We start from the raw sequence: 21,991 nt of genomic DNA, 5'->3' as shown, positions 1-21,991 counted from the left end.
TCAAAAAGAAAATATAGTTAGTTAAAAAAGAGACACGAAGACCACGCAGAGCTATCATAAAAGAGATCTATGTGCTTCGTGTCTCAATGTTTAATCAAAGAAAAGACGTATTTTCGACACTCTACTTTAGAGTACAAACAGTAAAACATTAACAGTTATGCAACAGAAAATAAGAACTAAATTTCAAGAACACTTCAACACGGAAGGCAGTGTATTCGCCTCTCCGGGCCGTATCAACCTGATCGGCGAACACACCGACTACAATGGCGGCTTCGTATTCCCTGGCGCGATCGATAAAGGTATGATCGCCGAAATCAAATTGAACGGAACAGATAAGGTACGCGCATACTCAGTCGATTTGGACGATTACGCTGAATTCGGATTGAATGAAAACGATCTGCCCGCAGCCGGTTGGGCGAAATATATCTTCGGTGTATGCCGCGAGATCATCAAAAGAGGTGGAGAGATCCACGGTTTCGATACCGTATTTGCCGGTGATGTGCCCCTGGGTGCCGGAATGTCTTCGTCTGCAGCTTTGGAAAGCACCTATGCTTTCGCATTGAACGAACTCTTCAAATTGGGTATCGATAAGTTCGAACTGGCAAAGATCGGCCAATCCACCGAACACAACTACGTGGGTGTGAAATGTGGGATCATGGACCAGTTTGCCTCTATCTTCGGTAAAAAAGGCAGCCTGATCCGTTTGGATTGCCGTTCGTTGGAATACAAGTATTTCCCGTTCAACCCAAAAGGCTACAAACTCGTATTGCTCGACACACTGGCTAAACACGAATTGGTGGACTCTCCGTACAACAAACGCCGGGAATCCTGCGAACGCGTAGCTGCCAAACTGAATGTTGAATTCCTGCGCGATGCAACGATCGAAATGCTCGAAGGCGTAAAAGCGGAAATCACGGAAGAAGACTATATGCGTGCTAAATATGTAATCGAAGAAAAACAACGCGTACTCGATGTTTGCGACGCATTGGAAAAAGATGATTACGAAACAGTAGGCCAAAAGATGTATGAAACACATCACGGCATGAGCAAGTTGTATGAAGTAAGCTGCGAAGAGCTCGACTTCCTCAACGACGTGGCCAAAGCCTGCGGCGTAACCGGCTCACGTGTTATGGGTGGCGGTTTCGGTGGATGTACGATCAACCTGGTGAAAGACGAACTGTATGATGCCTTCATCCAGAAAGCATTTGCCGAGTATAAAGCAAAATTCGGATTCGAACCGAAGATGTATCCGGTCGTGATCAGCGACGGAGCCCGTCAATTAGCCTAATTGTATCAAAAGCCTCTGCGTCCTTTGGTAAGCGATTACCCCGAATGGGGTAAAATGTAGATAACCCCGGGTGCAAACCCGGGGTAAAGAATCACCTCCCTCTCCTTGAACCCCGAAGTGGGTTCAACCCGCTTCGGGGTTGCTTTGAGTGGGAAGTCATTCACCCCGGGTTTACACCCGGGGTTATCAACATTAAAGCCCTTCGGGCTTTGCTTACTTATACGGCTTGAGACATCCTCATTTTCTATCTACTAACTACTAAAAAATAAACATATCATGTCAGCTGCGTTTTATCAAGAACAAGTCAAATTCTATGTTGCTGTAGACTGTATTATCTTAGGTTTCAACAACAATGAGCTTAATGTATTACTCTACAAACGTAATTTCGAACCGATGAAAGGAGAATGGTCGCTTATGGGGGGCTTTGTCCGGTCGGAAGAAGGTTTGGACGAAGCGGCAACACGTGTATTGACCGACTGCACCGGCATCGATAATATCTTCATGGAACAGATTGGCGCCTACGGAGAAGTCACCCGCGATTATGGCGAACGTGTGATCTCCGCTGCCTATTACGCTTTGGTCAATATGAATGATTTCTCCCAAGAACTATTGGAACAATACAATGCCAAATGGACCAAGGTGACCGAAGTACCGACCCTGATCTTCGACCATAACAAAATGTTACACGACGCTCTTTCGCGCCTGAAACGCAAAGCGGCAACCCGCCCGATCGGATTCAACCTCCTGCCCGAGAAATTCACGCTGCCGCAACTGCAATGCTTGTATGAAGCTATCTATCAAACACCACTCGACAAGCGTAACTTCCGTAAAAAACTTAACGCCATGGATATCCTGGAAAAACTGGACGAGAAAGACAAGAAAAACTCCAAACGCGGCGCTTTCTATTATATGTTTAATAAAGAAAAGTACGACCACCTCCTGGAGCAAGGCTTTTATTTTAGCCTCTGACCATAGTATTCCCATACTATTCCCATAGTATTCCCATACTATTTCCATACTATTTCTTTCATTATATAATATACAATTTTAAAATGCAGCATCGGGTCTACCCATGCTGCATTTTTTGTTAATCACACGACATGATGAATTTCGGCACGTGTCCTCAGACGTGCGCCCCTCTTCTATTTGAGGCAAAAAACGAGAAGCTTATACGCAGCTGTATTTCAGCCTACTGTTGGGACTATTCACTTGTTGACAATTGTCAACAAATGTGTTGACGGTTATCAACAAACAAATAGTCCCAGCAAAAAGAAGAAATATTCCTTACTGTTCTTCGTTTCTTAACTCACGTTAAAAACAGAGAAGTTTCGTAATCCTGCTTTATAACATATAATAGTTACAGCAAGAGAACGGGATAAAGTGTTAATTTCACACCCACAAGCGAATCAAGTAGAAAACACTCCACTTATTGGCGATTATTTCACAGTGAATCAGTTATTTTTAACAGAGATAGAGTTAAGTTATGGTAGAGGAATTAAAAGAAAAGGTATTCAAAGCGAATCTGGATTTGGTCAAACATGATCTGGTAATCTTTACCTGGGGCAATGTCAGTGCGATCGATCGCGAAAAAGGATTAGTGGTGATCAAGCCTTCCGGCGTTTCATACGAAGAGATGAAGGCGTCGGATATGGTCGTATTGGATCTGGAGGGGAATATCGTGGAAGGCACGTTCAAGCCCTCTTCGGATACGGCCACGCATCTGGTTTTGTATCATGCTTTCCCGGAAATCGGCGGGATTGTGCATACTCATTCCACATTTGCCACTTCATGGGCACAGGCCGGCAGGGATATTCCGAATATCGGAACCACCCATGCCGACTATTTCAACGCGGCCATTCCTTGTACCCGCCAAATGACCCGGCAGGAGATCGAAGGTGAATACGAAAAAGAAACGGGCCATGTGATCGTTGAACGTTTCAAGGAGATTAATCCGGTCTTTATTCCCGGGGTATTGGTGAATAATCATGGGCCGTTCAGTTGGGGAAAGGATGCGGATGATGCGGTACATAACGCGGTGGTGATGGAGCAGGTCGCCAAGATGGCGTTTATCTCCCAGTTGATCAATCCCGGGCTTCAGATGAATAAGGAGCTGATCACTAAGCATTTTTACCGGAAGCATGGGCCGGGGGCTTATTATGGGCAGTAAAGCAATTAAGAATTAACAATTAAGAATTGGAGCGAAGCGAAAATCGCTTAGCCGAAGGCGTAAAGCAATTAACAATTAACAATTAAGAATTAAGAATTGGAGCGAAGCGGAAATCGCTTAGCCGAAGGCGTAAAGCAATTAAGAATTAAGAATTGGAGCGAAGCGGAAATCGCTTAGCCGAAGGCGTAAAGCAATTAACAATTAACAATTAACAATTAATAATTAACAATTAAGAAAGAATGGATTATTTCAAAGATTTAGAAGTATGGTTCGTCACAGGGGCACAGCTCTTGTACGGAGGGGATGCCGTCGTTCAGGTGGACGGGCACTCGAATGAAATGGTTAAGGGATTGAACAACTCCGGTAACTTACCGATCAAGGTCGTGTATAAAGGGACCGCCAACTCGAACGCGGAAGTATCTGCGATCTTCCGCGCAGCGAATAACGACGAGAAATGCGTGGGTGTGATCACTTGGATGCATACCTTCTCGCCGGCAAAGATGTGGATTCACGGTTTGAAAGATTACAAAAAACCCCTACTCCACTTCCACACCCAGTTCAATAAAGAGATTCCCTGGAATACCATGGATATGGACTTTATGAACCTGAACCAGTCGGCACATGGCGACCGGGAATTCGGACATATCATCTCCCGCATGCGCAAGCCGTGCAAGGTCGTGGTAGGCCACTGGCAAGACGAGAAAGCACAACAGAAAATCGCCGTCTGGCAACGGGTAGCCGCTGCCTGGGCTGACGCACAGGATATGCGTTTGATCCGCCTGGGTGATCAGATGAATAACGTAGCCGTGACCGATGGCGACAAGGTTGAAGCCGAGATGCGTTTAGGCTACCACGTTGATTTCTGTAATATCGCCCAGTTGCGCGATTACCAGAACGATGTGACCGATGCCGAGATCAACGCCCTGATCGACACCTACAAAAAAGAATATGAGATCGCACCCGGCGCATGGGATAACGCCCACTTCGCCGGACAAGTGCGCCACGCGGCGATTGCCGAGATCGCCCTTCGCCGCCTGTTGAAAGAAACCGGCGCGAAAGCGTTCACGACCCACTTCGATAACCTCGACGGGATCGACCAGCTTCCCGGCCTGGCTTGCCAACGCCTGATGGCGGAAGGATACGGCTTCGGCGCCGAAGGCGACTGGAAAACCGCAGCCCTTTGCCGCACCATGTATGTGATGGGACAAGGCCTGCCGAAAGGTTGCTCTTTCCTGGAAGACTACACCTTGAACTTCGACGGAGAAAACAGCGCCATCCTTCAGGCGCACATGCTGGAGATATCGCCGATGATCGCGAAGCAAAAACCCCGCTTGGAAGTACACCCACTGGGTATCGGTGGCAAGAACGATCCGGCCCGTCTGGTATTCACCTCCAAAGAAGGCGAAGGAACGGCTTCGACCATTGTGGATATGGGCAACCGCTTCCGCCTGATCGTCAACAAAGTGGATTGTATCCAAAGCAAACCGCTGCCCAAACTGCCGGTCGCTTCCGCCCTGTGGATCCCGCGTCCGAATTTCGAGATTGGCGCCGGTGCCTGGATCATGGCAGGAGGCACGCATCACTCCGCTTTCTCTTACGACCTGACCGCTGAATACTGGCAGGACTACGCGGAGATTGCCGGTATCGAGATCCTGGTGATCGACGAAAACACCACCATCGACAGCTTCAAGAGAGATCTCCGCATCAACGAGATCTATTATATGTTGAACCGCGCATTGCAAGCTTAATTATGAGTATAGATAGATTTGTAATTGGATTGGACTACGGTAGCGACTCATGTCGCGCCGTAGTTGTCAATGCTTCAACCGGGGAAGAACTGGCATCAGCCGTTAAATACTACCCCCGTTGGATGGAAGGCAAATACTGTGATCCGCTGAAAAACCAATATCGTCAGCATCCATTGGATTATATTGAGAGCCTGGAAACAACCATCAAGGAATCGTTAGCCAAATGCCCGGCCGGAACGGCAGAAAACGTGGTCGGTATCGCTTTCGACACCACCGGAAGCACGCCTGTGCTTACGGATAAAAACGGAACGCCCCTGGCGCTCTTGCCTGAGTTTGCCGAAAACCCCAACGCGATGTTCGTGCTTTGGAAAGACCATACGGCTATCCAAGAGGCCGACGAGATCAACGCGCTCGCCCGCCGGTGGGAAACCGATTATACAGCTTACGAAGGCGGCATCTATTCTTCCGAATGGGTGTGGGCAAAGATGTTGCATGTATTGCGCGTAGACGAGAGCATCCGCGAGAAAGCGTACGCCTGGATCGAGCATTGCGATTGGCTGCCGGCGATCCTGACCGGCATAGTCAAACCGGAAGAGGTCTACCGTAGTCGTTGTGCTGCCGGCCATAAAGCCATGTGGATGGAGAAATGGGACGGACTGCCGAGCGAAGAATTTCTCTCGACACTCGATCCTCTGTTAGCCGGATTCCGTGAGCGCCTCTTCACAAAGACGTACACCAGCGATGTCAAAGTAGGTACCCTGACCAAAGAATGGGCGCATCTGTTGGGATTGCCTGAAACAGTTGCCGTAGCCGTTGGTGCGTTCGACTGCCATATGGGAGCGGTTGGCGCCGAGATCACGCCGAAAACACTCGTTCGAGTGATCGGCACCTCTACCTGCGACATCAAGGTGTCTTCGTATGAAGAGATGGCCGACAAGCTGATACCCGGTATCTGCGGACAGGTCGACGGATCGGTGATCCCCGGCATGATTGGTTTGGAAGCCGGACAATCCGCTTTTGGCGATGTCTACGCCTGGTTCAAGCGCGTACTGGAATGGCCATTGGAATCGATCTTAGCGAAGACTTCTTTGATCGACGAGGAAACAAAAGTAAAACTCATCAAAGAAACCGCCGATCAAATCATCCCCGTCCTCTCGGAAGAAGCGGCCAAAGTGCCGGTCGGTGAGAGTACGATCCTTGCCATCGACTGGATGAACGGCCGGCGCACCCCTGACGCAAACCAGGTGGTGAAAGGTTCGATCACCGGATTGAACTTAGCCAGTTCCGCCCCGCTGATCTTCCGCGCGTTGGTCGAAGCGACCGCCTTCGGTTCGAAAGCCATCATCGACCGCTTCCTGGAGAACGGTATCGAGATCGACAGTGTAATCGGTATTGGTGGTATCGCGCTGAAATCACCTTTCGTGATGCAAACCCTCTCCGACGTTTTGAATATGCCGATCAAAATAGCCAAAGCCGAACAAGCCTGTGCCTTCGGTGCCTCGATGTTCGCGGCGGTGGCTGCCGGTGTATACGAAAAAGTAGAAGACGCGCAGAAAGCTATGGGACAAGGCTTTGCCCATGAGTATTTCCCTAACGAGACAAACCATCTGGTGTATAAAGAGCTTTACAAGCAATACCAGATCCTGGGTAAGTTTACCGAAGAGAAATTAAGAATATGAAGAATGGAATAAAAGCGCTATCTTTGCGCAAAATTTCAATACATCATGGCTATGAACGACATTAGACTTATGAACAGAGCCGCGGATAACATCCGTATCCTGGCTGCATCAATGGTAGAAAAAGCTAAATCCGGACACCCGGGAGGCGCAATGGGCGGTGCTGACTTTGTGAATGTGCTGTACTCAGAGTTCCTTATCTTCGATCCGAAGAACCCCAAATGGGAAGGACGCGACCGTTTCTTTCTGGATCCGGGGCATATGTCTACGATGCTCTATGCCGTACTGTCGTTCTGTGGTAAGTTCACGATGGATGAACTGGCACAATTCCGCCAATGGGGAAGCCCTACTCCGGGCCATCCCGAACTGGACGTGATGCGAGGTATTGAAAACACCTCCGGCCCGTTAGGTCAAGGCCACACCATGGCTGTCGGAGCTGCCATCGCTGCCAAGTTCCTCAAAGCCCGCCTGGGAGAGCAGATGAATCAAACCATCTACGCTTATATCTCCGACGGAGGAATCCAGGAAGAGATCTCACAAGGGGCCGGACGCATTGCCGGTACGTTGGGATTAGACAACCTGATCATGTTTTATGATGCAAACAACGTCCAGCTTTCTACCACCGTAGAAGAGGTGACGTGCGAAGATGTAGCCATGAAATATGAAGCCTGGGGCTGGAAAGTGATTACCATCAACGGAAACGATGCAAACGAAATACGCCGGGCGCTCAACGAAGCGAAAGCGGAAACGGCACGCCCGACCCTGATCATCGGAAACACGATCATGGGTAAAGGTGCGATGGCGGAAGATCAAAGCTCGTACGAGAATAAGGTATCCACTCACGGACAACCCCTGACGGCTGCCGGCGCCTGCATGAAAGCCACGATCGCCAACCTGGGCGGTGATCCGGAGAATCCATTCACGATCTTCCCCGATGTAGCCGAGATGTATGCCAACCGGGCGAAAGAGCTCGAAGCGATCGTAGCCGAACGTTACGCGGCGAAAGCCGAATGGGCGAAAGCTCATCCGGAGATGGCGGCGAAGATGACGAAATGGTTCTCAGGCGAGGCACCCGCTATCGACTGGGCCGCTATCGAACAAAAGCCGAACCAGGCTACCCGTGCCGCCTCTGCCACCGTATTGGGCGTATTAGCCTCTCAAGTAGAAAATATGATCTGTGCCTCTGCCGACCTGTCCAATTCGGACAAGACCGACGGTTTCCTGAAAAAGACACACGCCCTCACCAAAGGTGATTTCAGCGGTGCCTTCTTCCAGGCCGGTGTATCCGAGCTGACGATGGCTTCGATCTGTCTGGGTATGTGTCTGCACGGAGGGGTGATTGCCGCCTGCGGAACGTTCTTTGTGTTCTCCGATTATATGAAACCGGTCGTACGAATGGCCGCGTTGATGGAGCAACCATTGAAGTTCATCTGGTCGCACGATGCCTTCCGTGTCGGAGAAGACGGACCGACCCACGAGCCCGTGGAGCAGGAAGTACAGATTCGCCTGATGGAAAAACTGAAAAACCATAAAGGACACAACTCCATGTTGGTGCTTCGTCCTGCCGACGTGATGGAAACCTCTGTTGCCTGGAAGATGGCGATGGAGAACACCACTACGCCTACCGGACTGATCCTTTCCCGCCAGAATATCACCGACCTGCCGGCCCAAGAAAGCCGTTACCAGGAAGCGTTACAGGCAGAGAAAGGCGCCTACATTGTCGAAGAAGACGCGAACGCCGATATCACCTTGCTTGCTTCAGGTTCTGAAGTGGCTACATTGGTCGAAGGTGCCGCATTGCTTCGCAAAGACGGTATCCGCGTACGGATCGTCTCCGTTCCTTCCGAAGGGCTGTTCCGTTCACAGTCCAAAGCTTACCAGGAAGCGGTTATCCCTTCCGGCAGTAAGATCTTTGGCTTGACAGCCGGTTTGCCTGTTACCTTGCAGGGATTGGCTGGCGACCATGGCAAAGTCTGGGGATTGGAGTCTTTCGGTTTCTCCGCGCCCTACAAGGTGCTCGACGAGAAACTGGGCTTTACAGGAGAGAATGTGTACACACAGGTGAAACAATACTTAGGGAAATGAACACTATAGGTTTATGCAGCGACCACGCCGGATTCGAGATCAAAGAATTCGTCAGACATTTATTGGAAGAGAGAGGATTGCCGTATAAAGATTTCGGCACCTACTCACCCGAGCCATGCGATTACCCCGATGTAGCCCACCCTTTGGCGTATGCCGTCGAACGGGGCGAAGTCTATCCGGGAATTGCCGTCTGCGGATCGGGCGTCGGCATCAGCATGACCTTAAACAAGCACCAGGGAGTTCGTGCCGCACTCTGTTGGAATGCGGATATAGCCAAGTTATCGCGTCAACACAACGACGCAAACGTCTTGGTCCTCCCCGGTCGCTTCATCAGTGAAGAAGAAACTACAAAGGCAGTCGACGTTTTCCTTCAAACATCCTTTGAAGGAGGTCGACATCAGAAAAGAATTGAAAAAATCCCTCTGCCGTAAACACAAGGCGGCAGAGTTCATGAAAAAACACGAATATGGCAACATTAGATTTTATCGTCATAGGGCTATTCGCTATAGCTCTCATCGGGATCATTGTATATGTTCTCAAACAAAAACAAGAAAACTCGGGTGACTACTTCCTGGGTGGTCGCGACGCGGGATGGATTGCGATCGGAGCGTCTATCTTTGCTTCCAATATCGGTTCGGAACACCTGATTGGGCTGGCCGGCGCCGGCGCTTCAAGCGGTATGGCTATGGCCCACTGGGAGATCCAGGGCTGGATGATCCTGATCCTCGGCTGGGTATTCGTTCCTTTCTATTCGCGCAGTATGGCCTATACCATGCCGGAGTTCCTCGAACGCCGTTATAATCCGCAATCCCGTACGATCCTTTCGGTGATCTCGCTGATCAGTTATGTACTGACCAAGGTCGCCGTTACGGTCTATGCCGGCGGTTTGGTGTTCCAACAGGTATTCGGTATCAAAGAACTCTGGGGCATTGATTTCTTCTGGATCGCCGCCATTGGTCTGGTATTGATCACAGCAGCCTACACCATCTTCGGAGGTATGAAATCCGTGCTTTACACCTCGGTACTGCAAACCCCGATCCTGTTGCTGGGTTCATTGATTATCCTGGTGCTCGGTTTGAAAGAAGTGGGTGGCTGGGAAGAAGTCGTGCGCATTGCCGGGGCTACCTCCGTGAATGACTATGGCGACTCGATGATCAACCTGATCCGCGACAACCGCGACCCGAACTTCCCCTGGCTGGGAGCGCTGATCGGTTCGTCGATTATCGGGTTCTGGTATTGGTGTACCGACCAGTTTATCGTGCAACGTGTATTGTCGGGAAAGAACCAGAAAGAAGCACGCCGGGGTACGATCTTCGGTGCTTACCTGAAGCTGCTTCCCGTATTCCTGTTCCTGATCCCGGGTATGATTGCTTTTGCGATCCACCAGAAGACCGGCGCTTTCCTGCCGTTGATGGAGAATGGCATGCATAACGCCGATGCCGCCTTCCCGACCCTGGTAGCCAAATTGCTTCCGGCGGGTGTAAAGGGGCTGGTGGTCTGTGGTATCCTGGCCGCGTTGATGAGTTCATTGGCTTCGCTGTTCAACTCTTCGGCGATGTTGTTCACGATCGACTTCTATAAACGTTTCAAACCGGAAACACCGGAGAAGAAACTGGTGGCTATCGGCCAGGCAGCTACGGTGGTGATCGTGATCCTGGGTATCCTGTGGATCCCGATTATGCGTACGGTGGGTGATGTGTTGTATGCTTACCTGCAAGACGTTCAATCCGTCCTGGCTCCGGGTATTGCCGCCGCCTTCCTTTTGGGTATCACCTGGAAACGGACATCCGCCCAGGGGGGTATGTGGGGTTTGATCTCCGGCTTGGTGATCGGTCTGACCCGCTTGGGCGCCAATGTGTACTACAGCAATTTCGGCGGTGGCGACTCCTTATTCAAGAATATCTTCTACGATACCAACTGGCTGTTCTTCTGCGGATGGATGTTCCTGTTCTGCCTTGTAGTGGTAGTGGCTGTCAGCCTCTTCACCCCTGCCCCCACGGCAGATAAGATCCAGGGATTGGTATTCGGCACCGCCACGGCAGAGCAGAAAGCGGAGACCCGTGCCAGCTGGAACAAATGGGATATCGTCCATACCTGCATCATCCTGGGCATTACCGGCGCGTTCTATTATTATTTCTGGTAAAGTCTGAACTTGGATTATACTGATTAAATGATAGTCTATGAGTTTGTAAGTGAGATATATTCAGCTTCATAGTAAATCATTTAATCAGTAGAATCAGAGTTCAGAAACCTTCACCTCTTTTTCGCTTTGCACATTCCTGATGTTTTACGTACCTTTGTTATTCCGTTCACAGAAGTATTAAGGTAAACATTTCATGTTGCAAAAATTGGCTCTATCGTTCCCCTGCCTCGTTTGTTTCTTTTGGGCAATCACTCTCTCTATCCGCTGGAAGAAAAACCTGCGGACACAGAACATCTGGGCTGTGGCCTCATTCCTGGCGGCAATCAATGCTTTTTACTGGATGAGATTATATACACCTGGGCTTGAAGTGCATTCCTATACGGGCATGGTGATCTCGTTTACCAACCTGGGCTTCTATTGCGTATTGTATCTCTTCTATTTTTCACTGATCGACCACCGGCCGTTCAACTGGAAACACTACCTGATACTTGCCCCGGCTGTAGCGCACGGGACCGTCAACAATGCCCTGATCTTTATCATCGGCAAGGAAGAGCTGGAGGCTTTTATGAATGCATTGACCGCAAACAACTGGATGCCCCCCGAGGATATGTCTTTCCTATTGACGGTTCATTATTACCTGGGCAGCCTGATCGGTATCCTGACCGGTCTGTTACTCATCAATCTCTTATTGATCCTTATCCTTGTGCGGGTGGTCGCTTACCGGGATAAACGCAAAGACTTCTTCCCCCCGGCACCCAACTCATCCCGGCGACAGAGCTGGGCGATACTATTTGGCCTATCCATCTTATTGGTTGGCATGTTATGCTTTCTGATGGGAGATTTCCTTTACAGTATAGAGAACTATATTCCTTTCCCGGTATTGTTCGCCTTGCAAGGTATCTTGTTTTTCTTTCTGGGCTATCATGTGTATTTCTTAGAGAAGCCAACCCCTAACGCCCGACCGATATGACACAACTCTTCATATTCTTTCCCGCACTCTGTTGCTTCTTCTGGATCGTCATTTTCCTGTGTCGCTGGCGACGGTTGACCTTGCCGGCTAAGGTAGCGACGGTGGTCTTGTTCTTCGCGGGAGGGGGTTCACTGATCCGGGCATTCCTATTGACCACGTTCGCTGCCGGAAACACGTACTATGCCGCAGAGATCCTGGAAGTCTTCTGTTTCCTGACGTTCTATGCCTGTCTGTTTCCGTTGGCCGATACCCTGGTGGGTAAACCCCTGCCGAAAAGGAAAGCGTTGTGGGTGTTTCTGCCCGGTGGGGTGATCGCTTGCGGTTTGTCCGCCCTCTATCTCCTGATCGGCCAAGAGGCGATGGGCATTTATCCACGGGAATGGTTGCAACCGTTGATGTGGGACAAGATCAGTGCCGGTCCCCTCTACCTCACCTATTATATCGTATATATCTATATCTATCGTATGGTGTTGATCGGGATGGCAAATATCACCTTGATCTACGCCTGGAATAGCCTATTGCGCCCCTTCCTCGCCTGTGCCCTACTCTTTGCCCTATTGATCCTGGCCTGGGAAGTGTTAGTGCAGTATATCTACGGGGTAGCGATGGTTGCCTGGATCGGTTGGGCTTGCGCCCTTTTCTTCCTGAGCTACCGGTTCTCACTGATCGGACTGCCGGCCGATACGCCGGATCCCCTCAGCCCCTCGGCCAGGATCCTGCCCGAATTCCAACGGCTGATGGACGAAGAACAGCTCTTCCTACAGCCCAACCTGCATATGGAAGAGCTCGTGCGCCTGACGGGCAGCAACCGCAACTATATCTACCGCCTACTGAAAGAAGAATACGGCTGCGGCCTTTCCGAATACATCAACCGCCGGCGCATCGAACACGCCCGGGAACTGATGCGCACCCATCCCGACCTCACCCAGGAACAGCTCGCCACCCAATGCGGCTTCAGCCACGCCTCCGCCTTCAGCCGCGCGTTTAAGCAATATATCGGTATGACTTTTAAAGAATGGGTTAAGGAGGTGAAATGCTGAAACACATTACCATACTGCTCCCCAGCCTGGTGTCGGTTTTCTGGCTGGCGTTGTTTCTGTTGAACCGGAAACGCAATTCCCATACCCAGAATATCTGGACCCTCGCATTGGTATGCATCGCCGTGTCGATGGGCGTGATGGCGTTCTTCTGGAACCACAACGGGAACTACAGCCTCTACTACAAACTGGATATATTGGACAACCTGGCTACCCTCTCTTTTATGCCTTTTATCTTCCGCTATTTCAGGGAAGTGACCGGCGATCGCAGGCGATGGACCAACCTGAAAAACATACTCCTGTTTCTCCCCCCTATCCTCCTGGGCGGTCTGTCACTGGTCGTTTACCTCATTATGGGCGAAGAACAGGCAACCGCCTATGCCCGCCGGGTAGCGGAAAACCCGGACAGTCTCTGGCTGAATGGCTCAGTCTACGACCGGATCCTCTTTGTCGCCAACGAATACCTGTACTCGCTCTTTATCGGGATACAAGGGGTATGGGTATTGGTTTACGCTTTCCGCGGGGTCTTGGGTTTCCGCCACCGGTTGAACGATTTCTTCTCCGATACCGACGACAAAGATATCGAACACCATCAGGCGGCCGTATGGGGGCTCCTGGCCTTGTTGTTACTGACTTTCATCACCGCGATAACGGGCTACCTGCAATATGTGACCTACGACAACCGGATCGCTGTCATTACCGCCTCCATCGGTATCATTCTTTTTTATATCTGTTACCATATCTCCCTCTCGCACTACACCGCCGAGAGCTTCGACCGCGAACTGACACGCAATGCGCAGCCGGCGTACGACTTCGACGGTGAGCCGGAAAACAAAACGAACAGCTACCGGAAGTTTATCCCCCTCCTGCAAAAAGTGATAGAGGAAGACCGGCTCTTCCTGCAAAAGCAGCTCCACCTCGACGAATTGGCCGGGCGCGTGGGCACCAACCGCAAATATATCTCCCGCATCCTCAAAGAAGAATACCACTGCAGCTTCTGGGAGTTTATCAACCGCCACCGCATCGCCTACGCCAAAAAGCAAGCCTTAAACAACCCGACACTCACCGTCGACGAATTGTCCGACCAATGCGGCTTCTCCCAGACCTCCGCCTTCTGCCGCACCTTCCGCCAATACGAAGGCATGCCCTTTAAAGAATGGATGCAAAAACAAAAAAACAGGGTTTAGCAAAATAACTACCGGTAGTTTACCACATAAAAGTTTTTAGTCAGGTCTTCACCTTTCACCCTTCATCGAGATCCCTGTATTGATCAGCGTTTTGGGTGAAGGGTAAAGGCATACTTAAAAAAACGACAGACCTTCCCCAAAAAAGCCGCCGGAGTTTTATAAAAGGCCGGCGGCCTTTTATAAAACCCTGCCGGCCTTTTATAAAACTCCGGCGGCCTTTTTCGGGAAGCCTCCATCCTTCACCCAAAACGCTGATCAATACAGGGATCTGACAACCGGGTGAAAGGTGAAAGGGGGGTGTAAAACTTTTATGTGTAGGCTTCCCCAAAAAAACTACCGGTAGTTGATGCGCAAACTACCGGTAGTTTGACGACAAAATATTAGTAGTTTGCGCGCAAAGTACCGGTAGTTTGAAAAAGGGGGGGTGTGGGAGGTTTCAAATCTTGTGAAATGTGAAGATTCCATTGTCTGAATCAGGATTATCAGGATTGAATATATTTACAAGATTAGAGGCGAGCGAAGCGAGTGTCACAGGCTTTAATCCTGCCCATTTATTCAATCCTGATAATCCTGATTCAGACAATTGATCTTCAAATTCTCTTCCATTTACCGCTCCGCGCCTACCAACTACTAACTACTAACTACCAACTACCGAAGAAAACCTCCCGAAAATCAAAAGCTCGCCGGTGGACAGATTGAAAGAGTTAAAATAACCTTCTTTGGGGCGAAAAAAGGACTATTTTGCCGATTTGTTAAGTGATTTTGCCGATTTGTTAAGTGTTTCTGCGGATTTGTTAAGTAATTATTCCCCGACTGTTAATCAAGGCGCGCACGACACACCCTACCTTTGCACCAACCGTTGAGAGCCGTTTTTACGATACATTAATATATAGATTTCATAAACACATTAAAAACAACAAAAAAACATGAGAAGAACATTACTTTATCTTATGGCCATAGTGTATATGGCATTAGGGACAAGCCTATCGGCGGAGAAAACGACTATCAATATCTCAACCCCCGATGGATTGACAGAGTTTAGGGATGCATTGAATAGCGGTACTTATGATGGACAAGACATTGTCGTTGAATTAAAAGGCAATATCAGCCTGGAAACCGTGGATGATTGGACACCAATAGGTAATTTAAGCCATCCTTTCAAAGGTACTTTTAACGGAAATAATAAAACGATCTCAAACTTAACGATCCTTGCAGCTAATACGAGCTTTTACAGAGGGTTATTCGGATGGATAGAGGGGGCAACCATAAATGGAGTAATATTGGAAGATGTTTCTATTGCCAAAAAGGCCTCCGCACAAGGTACTCCATGGACCGGAGCATTAGTTGGTTCGTCGGAGAAAAACTCAACGATAGAGAATTGTCATGTACTAAGTGGCACTATATATGAGTCTGATCCAACAGACCGCCAAGCCTGTACAGGAGGCCTCATGGGGTATTTCTCGGGGGGAAAAATACTTTTATGCAGCAATAATGCAAAGGTCATAAAAGAGGGGATAGCTCCAGAAAAATCTCTTATTGGCGGTTTGATTGGATACCTAACCGGAGGAACGGTAGACCGTTGTTTTAACCAGGGGATAGTAACCGGAGAAGGAGCAAAGCGTACTCAAAATATTGGAGGGTTGGTTGGGGAAGCCAGTAATTCCGCTGAGATCACCAATAGCTATAATATCGGCCAGGTCACTGTTAGTGAAACTTCAAAGAAAATGAATACAGGTGGCATAGCCGGAACCATTTCGGGTAGTAGTACAATTACAAACTGCTATTCCTACGCGGATATCATTGGAGGTATATCAGAAGATAGTTATTCTACCGGAGGCTTGGTTGGGGATGTTAATGGAGGTTCTATTTCAAACAGTCTCTGCTTTTCTAACAACCTGACCGGAAACGAGAATAACACTCATTTTATTGCTGGTAAACTAAAGACAGGTAGTACCTTAAGAAATAACTACGCCTGGATCAAAGGTGAAATAACAGATAATTACGGTAACGATCTCAATGGGGAATTATGGTCAGGTTCGACTTTCGACCAGCCTTTCTCTGATGGCAACTGGGATACTGAAGTCTGGCACTTTGATTCGAAAGACGCCTCAATGCCCGCACTCATAGGATTTGGGGAAGAACAAGGGATATTAAAAAACCTTTTGATTTCTACCCCTGCCCAACTGGAAGCATTCAGGGAAGCAGTTAATAATAATGACAATTATGACGGAAAGACAGTCGAATTAGTGGCTGATATCGACCTTAAAGACGTGACGGATTGGACACCGATAGGTATCAATAATGTCGCTTTCAACGGGACTTTTAACGGGAATGGGCATACGATTTCAAACTTAAAGATCTCGGAAGATAATCCGTACTATTTTAGAGGATTATTCGGAGAACTAGATGGAGCAACCATAAAAGACTTGATATTGAAAGATGTTTTAATCGAAAAGAATAACGACCCTGTGGTAGTTCCTGATGATAATAAGAGAATAGCAACCGGAGCATTAGTTGCTTTTATGTATAACTCAACGATAGAAAATTGTCATGTAATTAGTGGAACTATATATGCATCTGTTCTAACAGTTGATGATTCAGAAGTCAATACAGGAGGACTTATAGGCTATCTCAATAATAATGTAGAGAATAATATAAGCTTATGCAGCAATAACGCAAAGGTTATATCTGATGAAATGAGTAAATCTTCTTATGTTGGCGGTTTGATTGGGGTCTCAGCAAAAGGAGCAGTAGACCGTTGCTTCAATCAGGGGGAAATCACTACAAAAGGAGCAACTGAGATTCAAAATGTTGGAGGATTGGTTGGGGCTGCTGGCTCAAACAGCAATATCATCAATAGTTATAATGTGGGAAATATTGTAGTAGAGGCTGATACAAAAGTATATACAGGCGGAATAGCAGGATATACTACAAATATGATGATTGCATTTTGTTATTCTTACGCGGATATCACCGGAGGAACGTCAGCGAACAGCTCTACCGGAGGTATTGTAGGATTTTTAGACAATGCAGGTATTGGATTTTCTTTGTCTTTATCCGAAAAGCTGACAGGAGGTGAAGGGGAAATCGGTTTTGTATGTGGAACTCTATTTGAAGAGAGTAGAATAACTGAGGTTTATTCCTGGGTTAAAGGCATGAATGCTGATCTGTATGATAGCGGTTCAGATAACGATCCGAATCAAAAAAATGGTTTATTATGGGATGGTTTAATGGACAGCAAACCATTAGTCAGCAGTGGCGATAATAGTGAGTATGATTGGTCTGCCGAAGTCTGGAATATCGACGCCACCGACGCTTTCATGCCGAAGCTTGAGGACCTGTTGGAAGGTATCGTTCAACCGAATGTTCCCAACCCATTAAAAGCATCCGATGCCACTTACCACACCATCACCCTGGAAGTAGCCGCGGGTATCGACCTGTACGGCATCACCGCCGGAACGCATCAGATTGAAGAGGGCGGACACCTGCACCTGCAGTTCCTGCCCGAAGCCACAACGGCAACAGCCGCTGATATCCTCTTTTTGGTGGATGGCGTGGAAACGGAATTTACGGACTTTGGCACAGACAAATACTTCTCGTATATCCTCAATCCGGTCAGTGGAGACCATACGATCCTGATCGCCATGAAGGCATATACCGTGACCCTGCCCGAAGTGGAAGGCGTTGAAATCAATGTGGGCGCCGGTGTACATACCGTTCCCTATGGCGAGAAGTTTACGTTCACCCTGACGCTCGACGATGCGATCGACCCGGCGGATGTGCATGTCTTTGCTAATGGGATTGAAGTGGAACCGGAAGCCCTGCGTGCAACGGTACTTTCCTATACGATCGATAAGGTGATTACCTCGATTGTGGTGGTGATCGAAGGAACCGGCGGAACAACGGGCAATGCGCATATCGCTGAAGGCGACATCACGCTTTCCATTATCAATGATCAATTATCAATTATCAATTCCGGCTCTGCCGTGGATGTGGCGGTTTACTCAATCACTGGCCAGAACGTGGTGTCACTTCGTGGAGTTTGTGGATCAAAGACCATTACGTTGAAACCGGGTATCTATCTGGTAAAAGCCGGAACGCAGACGTGGAAAGTAATGATTAAGGGTTAATTATTAATGATTAATTAGAATACACAGTGAACATTCCTGGCTCCCCTTCTTAGAAAAGAAGGGGGTGGACCAGAGCCGGAGGCGATGGTGGGGTAGTTTGATCCTAAATTAAAATGAAATAGGTATTTATCATTAGTTAAGCATTCAAACTGCCCCACCGCTGCAAGCAGCGGTCCCCCTCAATTCCCCTCCTGCCCGAGGAGGGGTGGCACGCCAAAGGCGTGACGGGGTGGTGGGAGCTAAGAAGGGGAGCCAAGATAGTCCACAATTAACAATCGAAGATCGCTTAATAAAGCGTAAAGCAATTCATAATTAACAATCAGTCCCGTGATTAAAGAAATCGCCCTATTCCTCCCTTCTTGCACCGCCCTGCTCTGGTCGGTCACCCTGGCGTGCCGGTGGAAAAGAAATCTGTGGATGCAGCATATCTCGGCCGTTCTGCTGGCGCTACTGGGCATACTGCTTCTTACCGGGCTTTGCCTGATCACCGAAAGCGGCGAAACGAACCCGATAAAAGAATGGAAAATGGGGCAAATCCTATGGTTTTCACTGCCGTTGACCATTATCTTTTACCTATCAGGCTACCTGAGCTGCACCCTGGAATGGCCACTGGCCGATGCCCGGCAAGCATACGAAGCGGCGCACCTCCTCCCCTACGAACAAATGATCCGACGGAAAGAAGAAAACAAACCGACGGAAACCACCCTGCCGATGGAATTCGACCGACTGATATACCAAGAAAAGATCTATCTCAAAAAAAACCTCAACCGGGAAGAAATAGCCAAACGCTTGCAAACGAACCGAACCTATATCAGCGCATTGGTACGCGAAGAATACCAATGCGGCTTCTCGGAATTTATCAATCGCCTACGCATCGAACACGCCCAAGAGCTGATGCATCAACACCCGGAACTAAACCAGGAAGAACTCGCCGCCCAAACCGGCTTCACCCACCCCTCCGCCTTCAGCCGCACCTTCAAGCAATACACCGGCACCACCTTCCGACAGTATCAGAAAAGTATCCTTTGACTACCTTGGCTACCTTGACTACTTTGCTACCTTGACTACTCAAGCCCGGCAGCCCTTTGAAAAACCCTGTTCGGAGGCTATTTTGGGGGGTTTCCGCTCATCTACAAATCTCCTGATTTCTGAACTTTGATGCTACCTCACTAAATGATAGGTTATGAAGTACTGCCTTTCTTTGAAAAACGACCTAATCGTGAACGAATTGAATATTTTTTTATCTATTGCAAATTAACGACTTATAGGACAATGAAGCTAAGTCATATTTTTTTTAAAAAATCATCTATCTTATTGTTCTAATTGACTTTATATTGTTTTTATCAAGTGCTTAGGATTGTTGGTTCTTTCCCGGATTGAAAAGTTATTCAAAGTTTTTTACAAAAAAACACCCTGTCTTCAAAACAATCGTTTACTTTCGCGTGTTGAATTATAAGGTGTGTAGAAATTTTACGTTTATGGATGGAATTACTTATTCTATATTAACTTTTTATTATTAATTTATTAAAGTGTATTGTTTATGAAGAAAAATTTACAAAGTTTAGGATTGATCCTGCTTATGCTTGTGGCAGGAAGTGGGATGAAGGTTTTGGCGGCGGATCTGATTGCTCTTAATTGGAATGTTAATGCTGGTGATGTGAAAGAAATCTCTTTGGTGACTAGTTCAGCCGATGCTGAAATTACGGTGAATTGGGCTGACGAAAGTGAGGGTGGAACTTATAAGGGCAGTATAATTAAATTACAACATACTTATGAGAATGCAGTGGAAGCTACCGCTACGATTGTTATTCGTGTTTCTGGTGAATATAGCATATTGGAACTGGATTGCTCCGGACAGGGTATAACTTCAATCTATTTAGCCGGTATGCCCAATGTGACAAAATTAGATTTGTCTGATAATGAGATTAACGAACCTATGGATCTAAAAACGAATACGGAGTTGTTGTATCTGGATTATTCGAATAACCTTTTGGGACAGTCGAGTAGAGTATTGGATTTGAGTGAAAATGCAAAACTGAAAGTACTTAATCTGTCTAATAATGGATTAGATGATGCTCATATTCCGCAGTTGAATGGAACAGTAGGTGAAGGTGAAACTAAAGTATTAGAAGCATTAGAAGTCTTAAACTTGTCGAATAATAACTTTACGTCACAGGCCGATCTTAGTGGCAACACAACCTTAAAAGAACTCGACTATTCGGATAATACAGCGTTGACCGGATTGAATGTTGCCGGCCTCACCTCCCTTGAGAAGGTGAATGTTTCAGGTAATACATCCCTTGAAGATCTTTATCTGGACGGTTGTTCTTCCCTTACCAGCTTGGATATTAGTGGTACTGGAAGCTTAGCAAATATCTCCACCGAAGGTGTCGCAGACGGTCAGATCACCGATTTTAGTAGCGAAGGTACGAATCTGGATGGTGATAAACTGGCCGATCTAAAGGATAAAGTATATACCGTTACTACGACCTATACAGTAGCATTGAAAGTTGGTGCAGGCATTGAACTGCTTGACTATACCAGCGGTAACCTGCAAATCGAAGAAGATGGTCACCTCTTCCTGCAATTCCTTCCGGAAACTGAAGAGGGCGAAGTACTACTGTTGATTGATGGCGTAGAGACGGAATATACAAAGAATGAAACCGGCTATTCTACTTATATCCTCAACCCGATTGAGAAAGATTATAGTGTAGAATTGTATCTCAAAGCCTATAGCGTAAGCTTCCCGACCGTTGATGGCATTATGTTCGAAGGCGAAGGAACGGCTGAATACGGCCAACCGTATACCTTCAAAATGATACTGGACGATACGATCGATTCGGAAACGATCAATGTTTATGTGAATGATCAGTTGGTTGAACCGGATCCGCTGCGTTCGACTACTTATACCGTGACGATCGATGAGGTAACCGGCCCGATCGTGGTACGTGTAGAAACGGGAACTGTCGGTATCCAACCGATCACAACCTGCCGCGTTTACAGCCTGAGCGGCACCTTGGTTGTTGAAACAACCCAAATGCAGGCCGTGCAGGTCTACAACCTGACCGGTAAGCAAGCTTTCGCCCGCACCGTAAACGGCACTGAATCCATCGCCCTGACTCCTGGCGTTTATATCGTCCGGGTAGGCCGCGAAGTACAGAAGATCGTCGTGCGCTAAGCCTTTGGCAAAAGCCGAAGACAGAAGATAGAAATCAGAAGACAGAAGATAGAAATCAGAAGTCAGAAGATAGAAGTCAGAAGATTTCTTAGCTAACGAAGAAGAGGAGTAAACCCTATGTTTACTCCTCTTTTTCGCTTATTCCCTTTTTTCTTTATAAATATAAAAAACCCGCAAAGACTTGCGCAATCGAAATAAATTCCCTTACTTTGCACTCGCAAAACGCAAATGGTTCCTTGGCCGAGTGGCTAGGCACCGGTCTGCAAAACCGTCTACGGCGGTTCGAATCCGCCAGGAACCTCAAAAAAATCTCTCGAAAGCCTCTATTTATAAGGCTTCTTCGGGGGATTTTTCGTTTTAGGGATAAAAAAAGGGATAAAAA

Annotated in this window: 14 protein-coding genes and 1 tRNA gene; all 15 read left to right on the top strand. The window is 48.0% G+C overall.

Translation table 11 applies throughout. The features are described from left to right. Positions 1-157 precede the first annotated feature (157 nt). The 15 genes from galK (at position 158) to M2133_RS13420 (ending at position 21,910) form a co-directional block, all read left to right on the top strand. On the top strand, positions 158-1,288 hold the full coding sequence (galK, locus tag M2133_RS13490; protein ID WP_277466706.1) for a galactokinase: 1,131 nt from the start codon (positions 158-160) through the stop codon (positions 1,286-1,288). Positions 1,289-1,564: 276 nt separating this feature from the next. Beyond that, positions 1,565-2,257: an NUDIX domain-containing protein gene (locus M2133_RS13485; RefSeq protein ID WP_277466705.1), complete on the top strand. Its 693-nt coding sequence runs from the start codon at positions 1,565-1,567 to the stop codon at positions 2,255-2,257. Between the two features lie 514 nt (positions 2,258-2,771). Next, complete coding sequence (gene araD, locus M2133_RS13480; RefSeq protein ID WP_277466704.1) at positions 2,772-3,455, top strand: L-ribulose-5-phosphate 4-epimerase; 684 nt, start codon at positions 2,772-2,774, stop codon at positions 3,453-3,455. 239 nt (positions 3,456-3,694) lie between these two features. Next, positions 3,695-5,203: an L-arabinose isomerase gene (gene araA / locus M2133_RS13475; RefSeq protein ID WP_277466703.1), complete on the top strand. Its 1,509-nt coding sequence runs from the start codon at positions 3,695-3,697 to the stop codon at positions 5,201-5,203. Positions 5,204-5,205: 2 nt separating this feature from the next. Further along, a complete protein-coding gene (locus M2133_RS13470; protein ID WP_277466702.1) occupies positions 5,206-6,882 on the top strand; it encodes a ribulokinase in 1,677 nt (558 codons plus the stop codon). Positions 6,883-6,933: 51 nt separating this feature from the next. Continuing rightward, positions 6,934-8,964, top strand: coding sequence for a transketolase (locus tag M2133_RS13465; protein ID WP_277466701.1), 2,031 nt, complete (start codon positions 6,934-6,936; stop codon positions 8,962-8,964). Next, positions 8,961-9,395: a ribose 5-phosphate isomerase B gene (gene rpiB, locus M2133_RS13460; RefSeq protein WP_277466700.1), complete on the top strand. Its 435-nt coding sequence runs from the start codon at positions 8,961-8,963 to the stop codon at positions 9,393-9,395. The genes M2133_RS13465 and rpiB overlap by 4 nt, the downstream gene beginning before the upstream one ends. 35 nt (positions 9,396-9,430) lie before the next feature. Next, on the top strand, positions 9,431-11,107 hold the full coding sequence (locus tag M2133_RS13455; protein WP_277466699.1) for a sodium:solute symporter: 1,677 nt from the start codon (positions 9,431-9,433) through the stop codon (positions 11,105-11,107). A gap of 193 nt (positions 11,108-11,300) precedes the next feature. Then, positions 11,301-12,077 (top strand): hypothetical protein, encoded by a 777-nt coding sequence (locus M2133_RS13450; RefSeq protein ID WP_277466698.1) that lies wholly within the window; start codon positions 11,301-11,303, stop codon positions 12,075-12,077. Continuing rightward, complete coding sequence (locus M2133_RS13445; RefSeq protein WP_277466697.1) at positions 12,074-13,117, top strand: helix-turn-helix transcriptional regulator; 1,044 nt, start codon at positions 12,074-12,076, stop codon at positions 13,115-13,117. Before M2133_RS13450 ends, M2133_RS13445 begins: the two co-directional genes overlap by 4 nt. Further along, positions 13,111-14,301 carry an AraC family transcriptional regulator gene (locus tag M2133_RS13440; protein WP_277466696.1) on the top strand — a complete coding sequence of 397 codons (1,191 nt, stop codon included), beginning with the start codon at positions 13,111-13,113 and terminating at the stop codon, positions 14,299-14,301. The genes M2133_RS13445 and M2133_RS13440 overlap by 7 nt, the downstream gene beginning before the upstream one ends. Before the next feature lie 926 nt (positions 14,302-15,227). Beyond that, complete coding sequence (locus M2133_RS13435; protein WP_277466695.1) at positions 15,228-18,431, top strand: GLUG motif-containing protein; 3,204 nt, start codon at positions 15,228-15,230, stop codon at positions 18,429-18,431. Positions 18,432-18,758: 327 nt separating this feature from the next. Beyond that, a complete protein-coding gene (locus tag M2133_RS13430; RefSeq protein ID WP_277466694.1) occupies positions 18,759-19,460 on the top strand; it encodes a helix-turn-helix domain-containing protein in 702 nt (233 codons plus the stop codon). Positions 19,461-20,367: 907 nt separating this feature from the next. Next, positions 20,368-21,609 (top strand): hypothetical protein, encoded by a 1,242-nt coding sequence (locus M2133_RS13425; RefSeq protein WP_277466693.1) that lies wholly within the window; start codon positions 20,368-20,370, stop codon positions 21,607-21,609. A gap of 230 nt (positions 21,610-21,839) precedes the next feature. After that, positions 21,840-21,910, top strand: a tRNA-Cys gene (locus M2133_RS13420). The last annotated feature ends 81 nt before the right edge of the window (positions 21,911-21,991 follow it).

It is taken from the genome of Parabacteroides sp. PF5-6, assembly GCF_029504695.1.
GTDB lineage: Bacteria > Bacteroidota > Bacteroidia > Bacteroidales > Tannerellaceae > QVMG01.
This window is presented reverse-complemented; position numbering and strand designations above follow the sequence as displayed.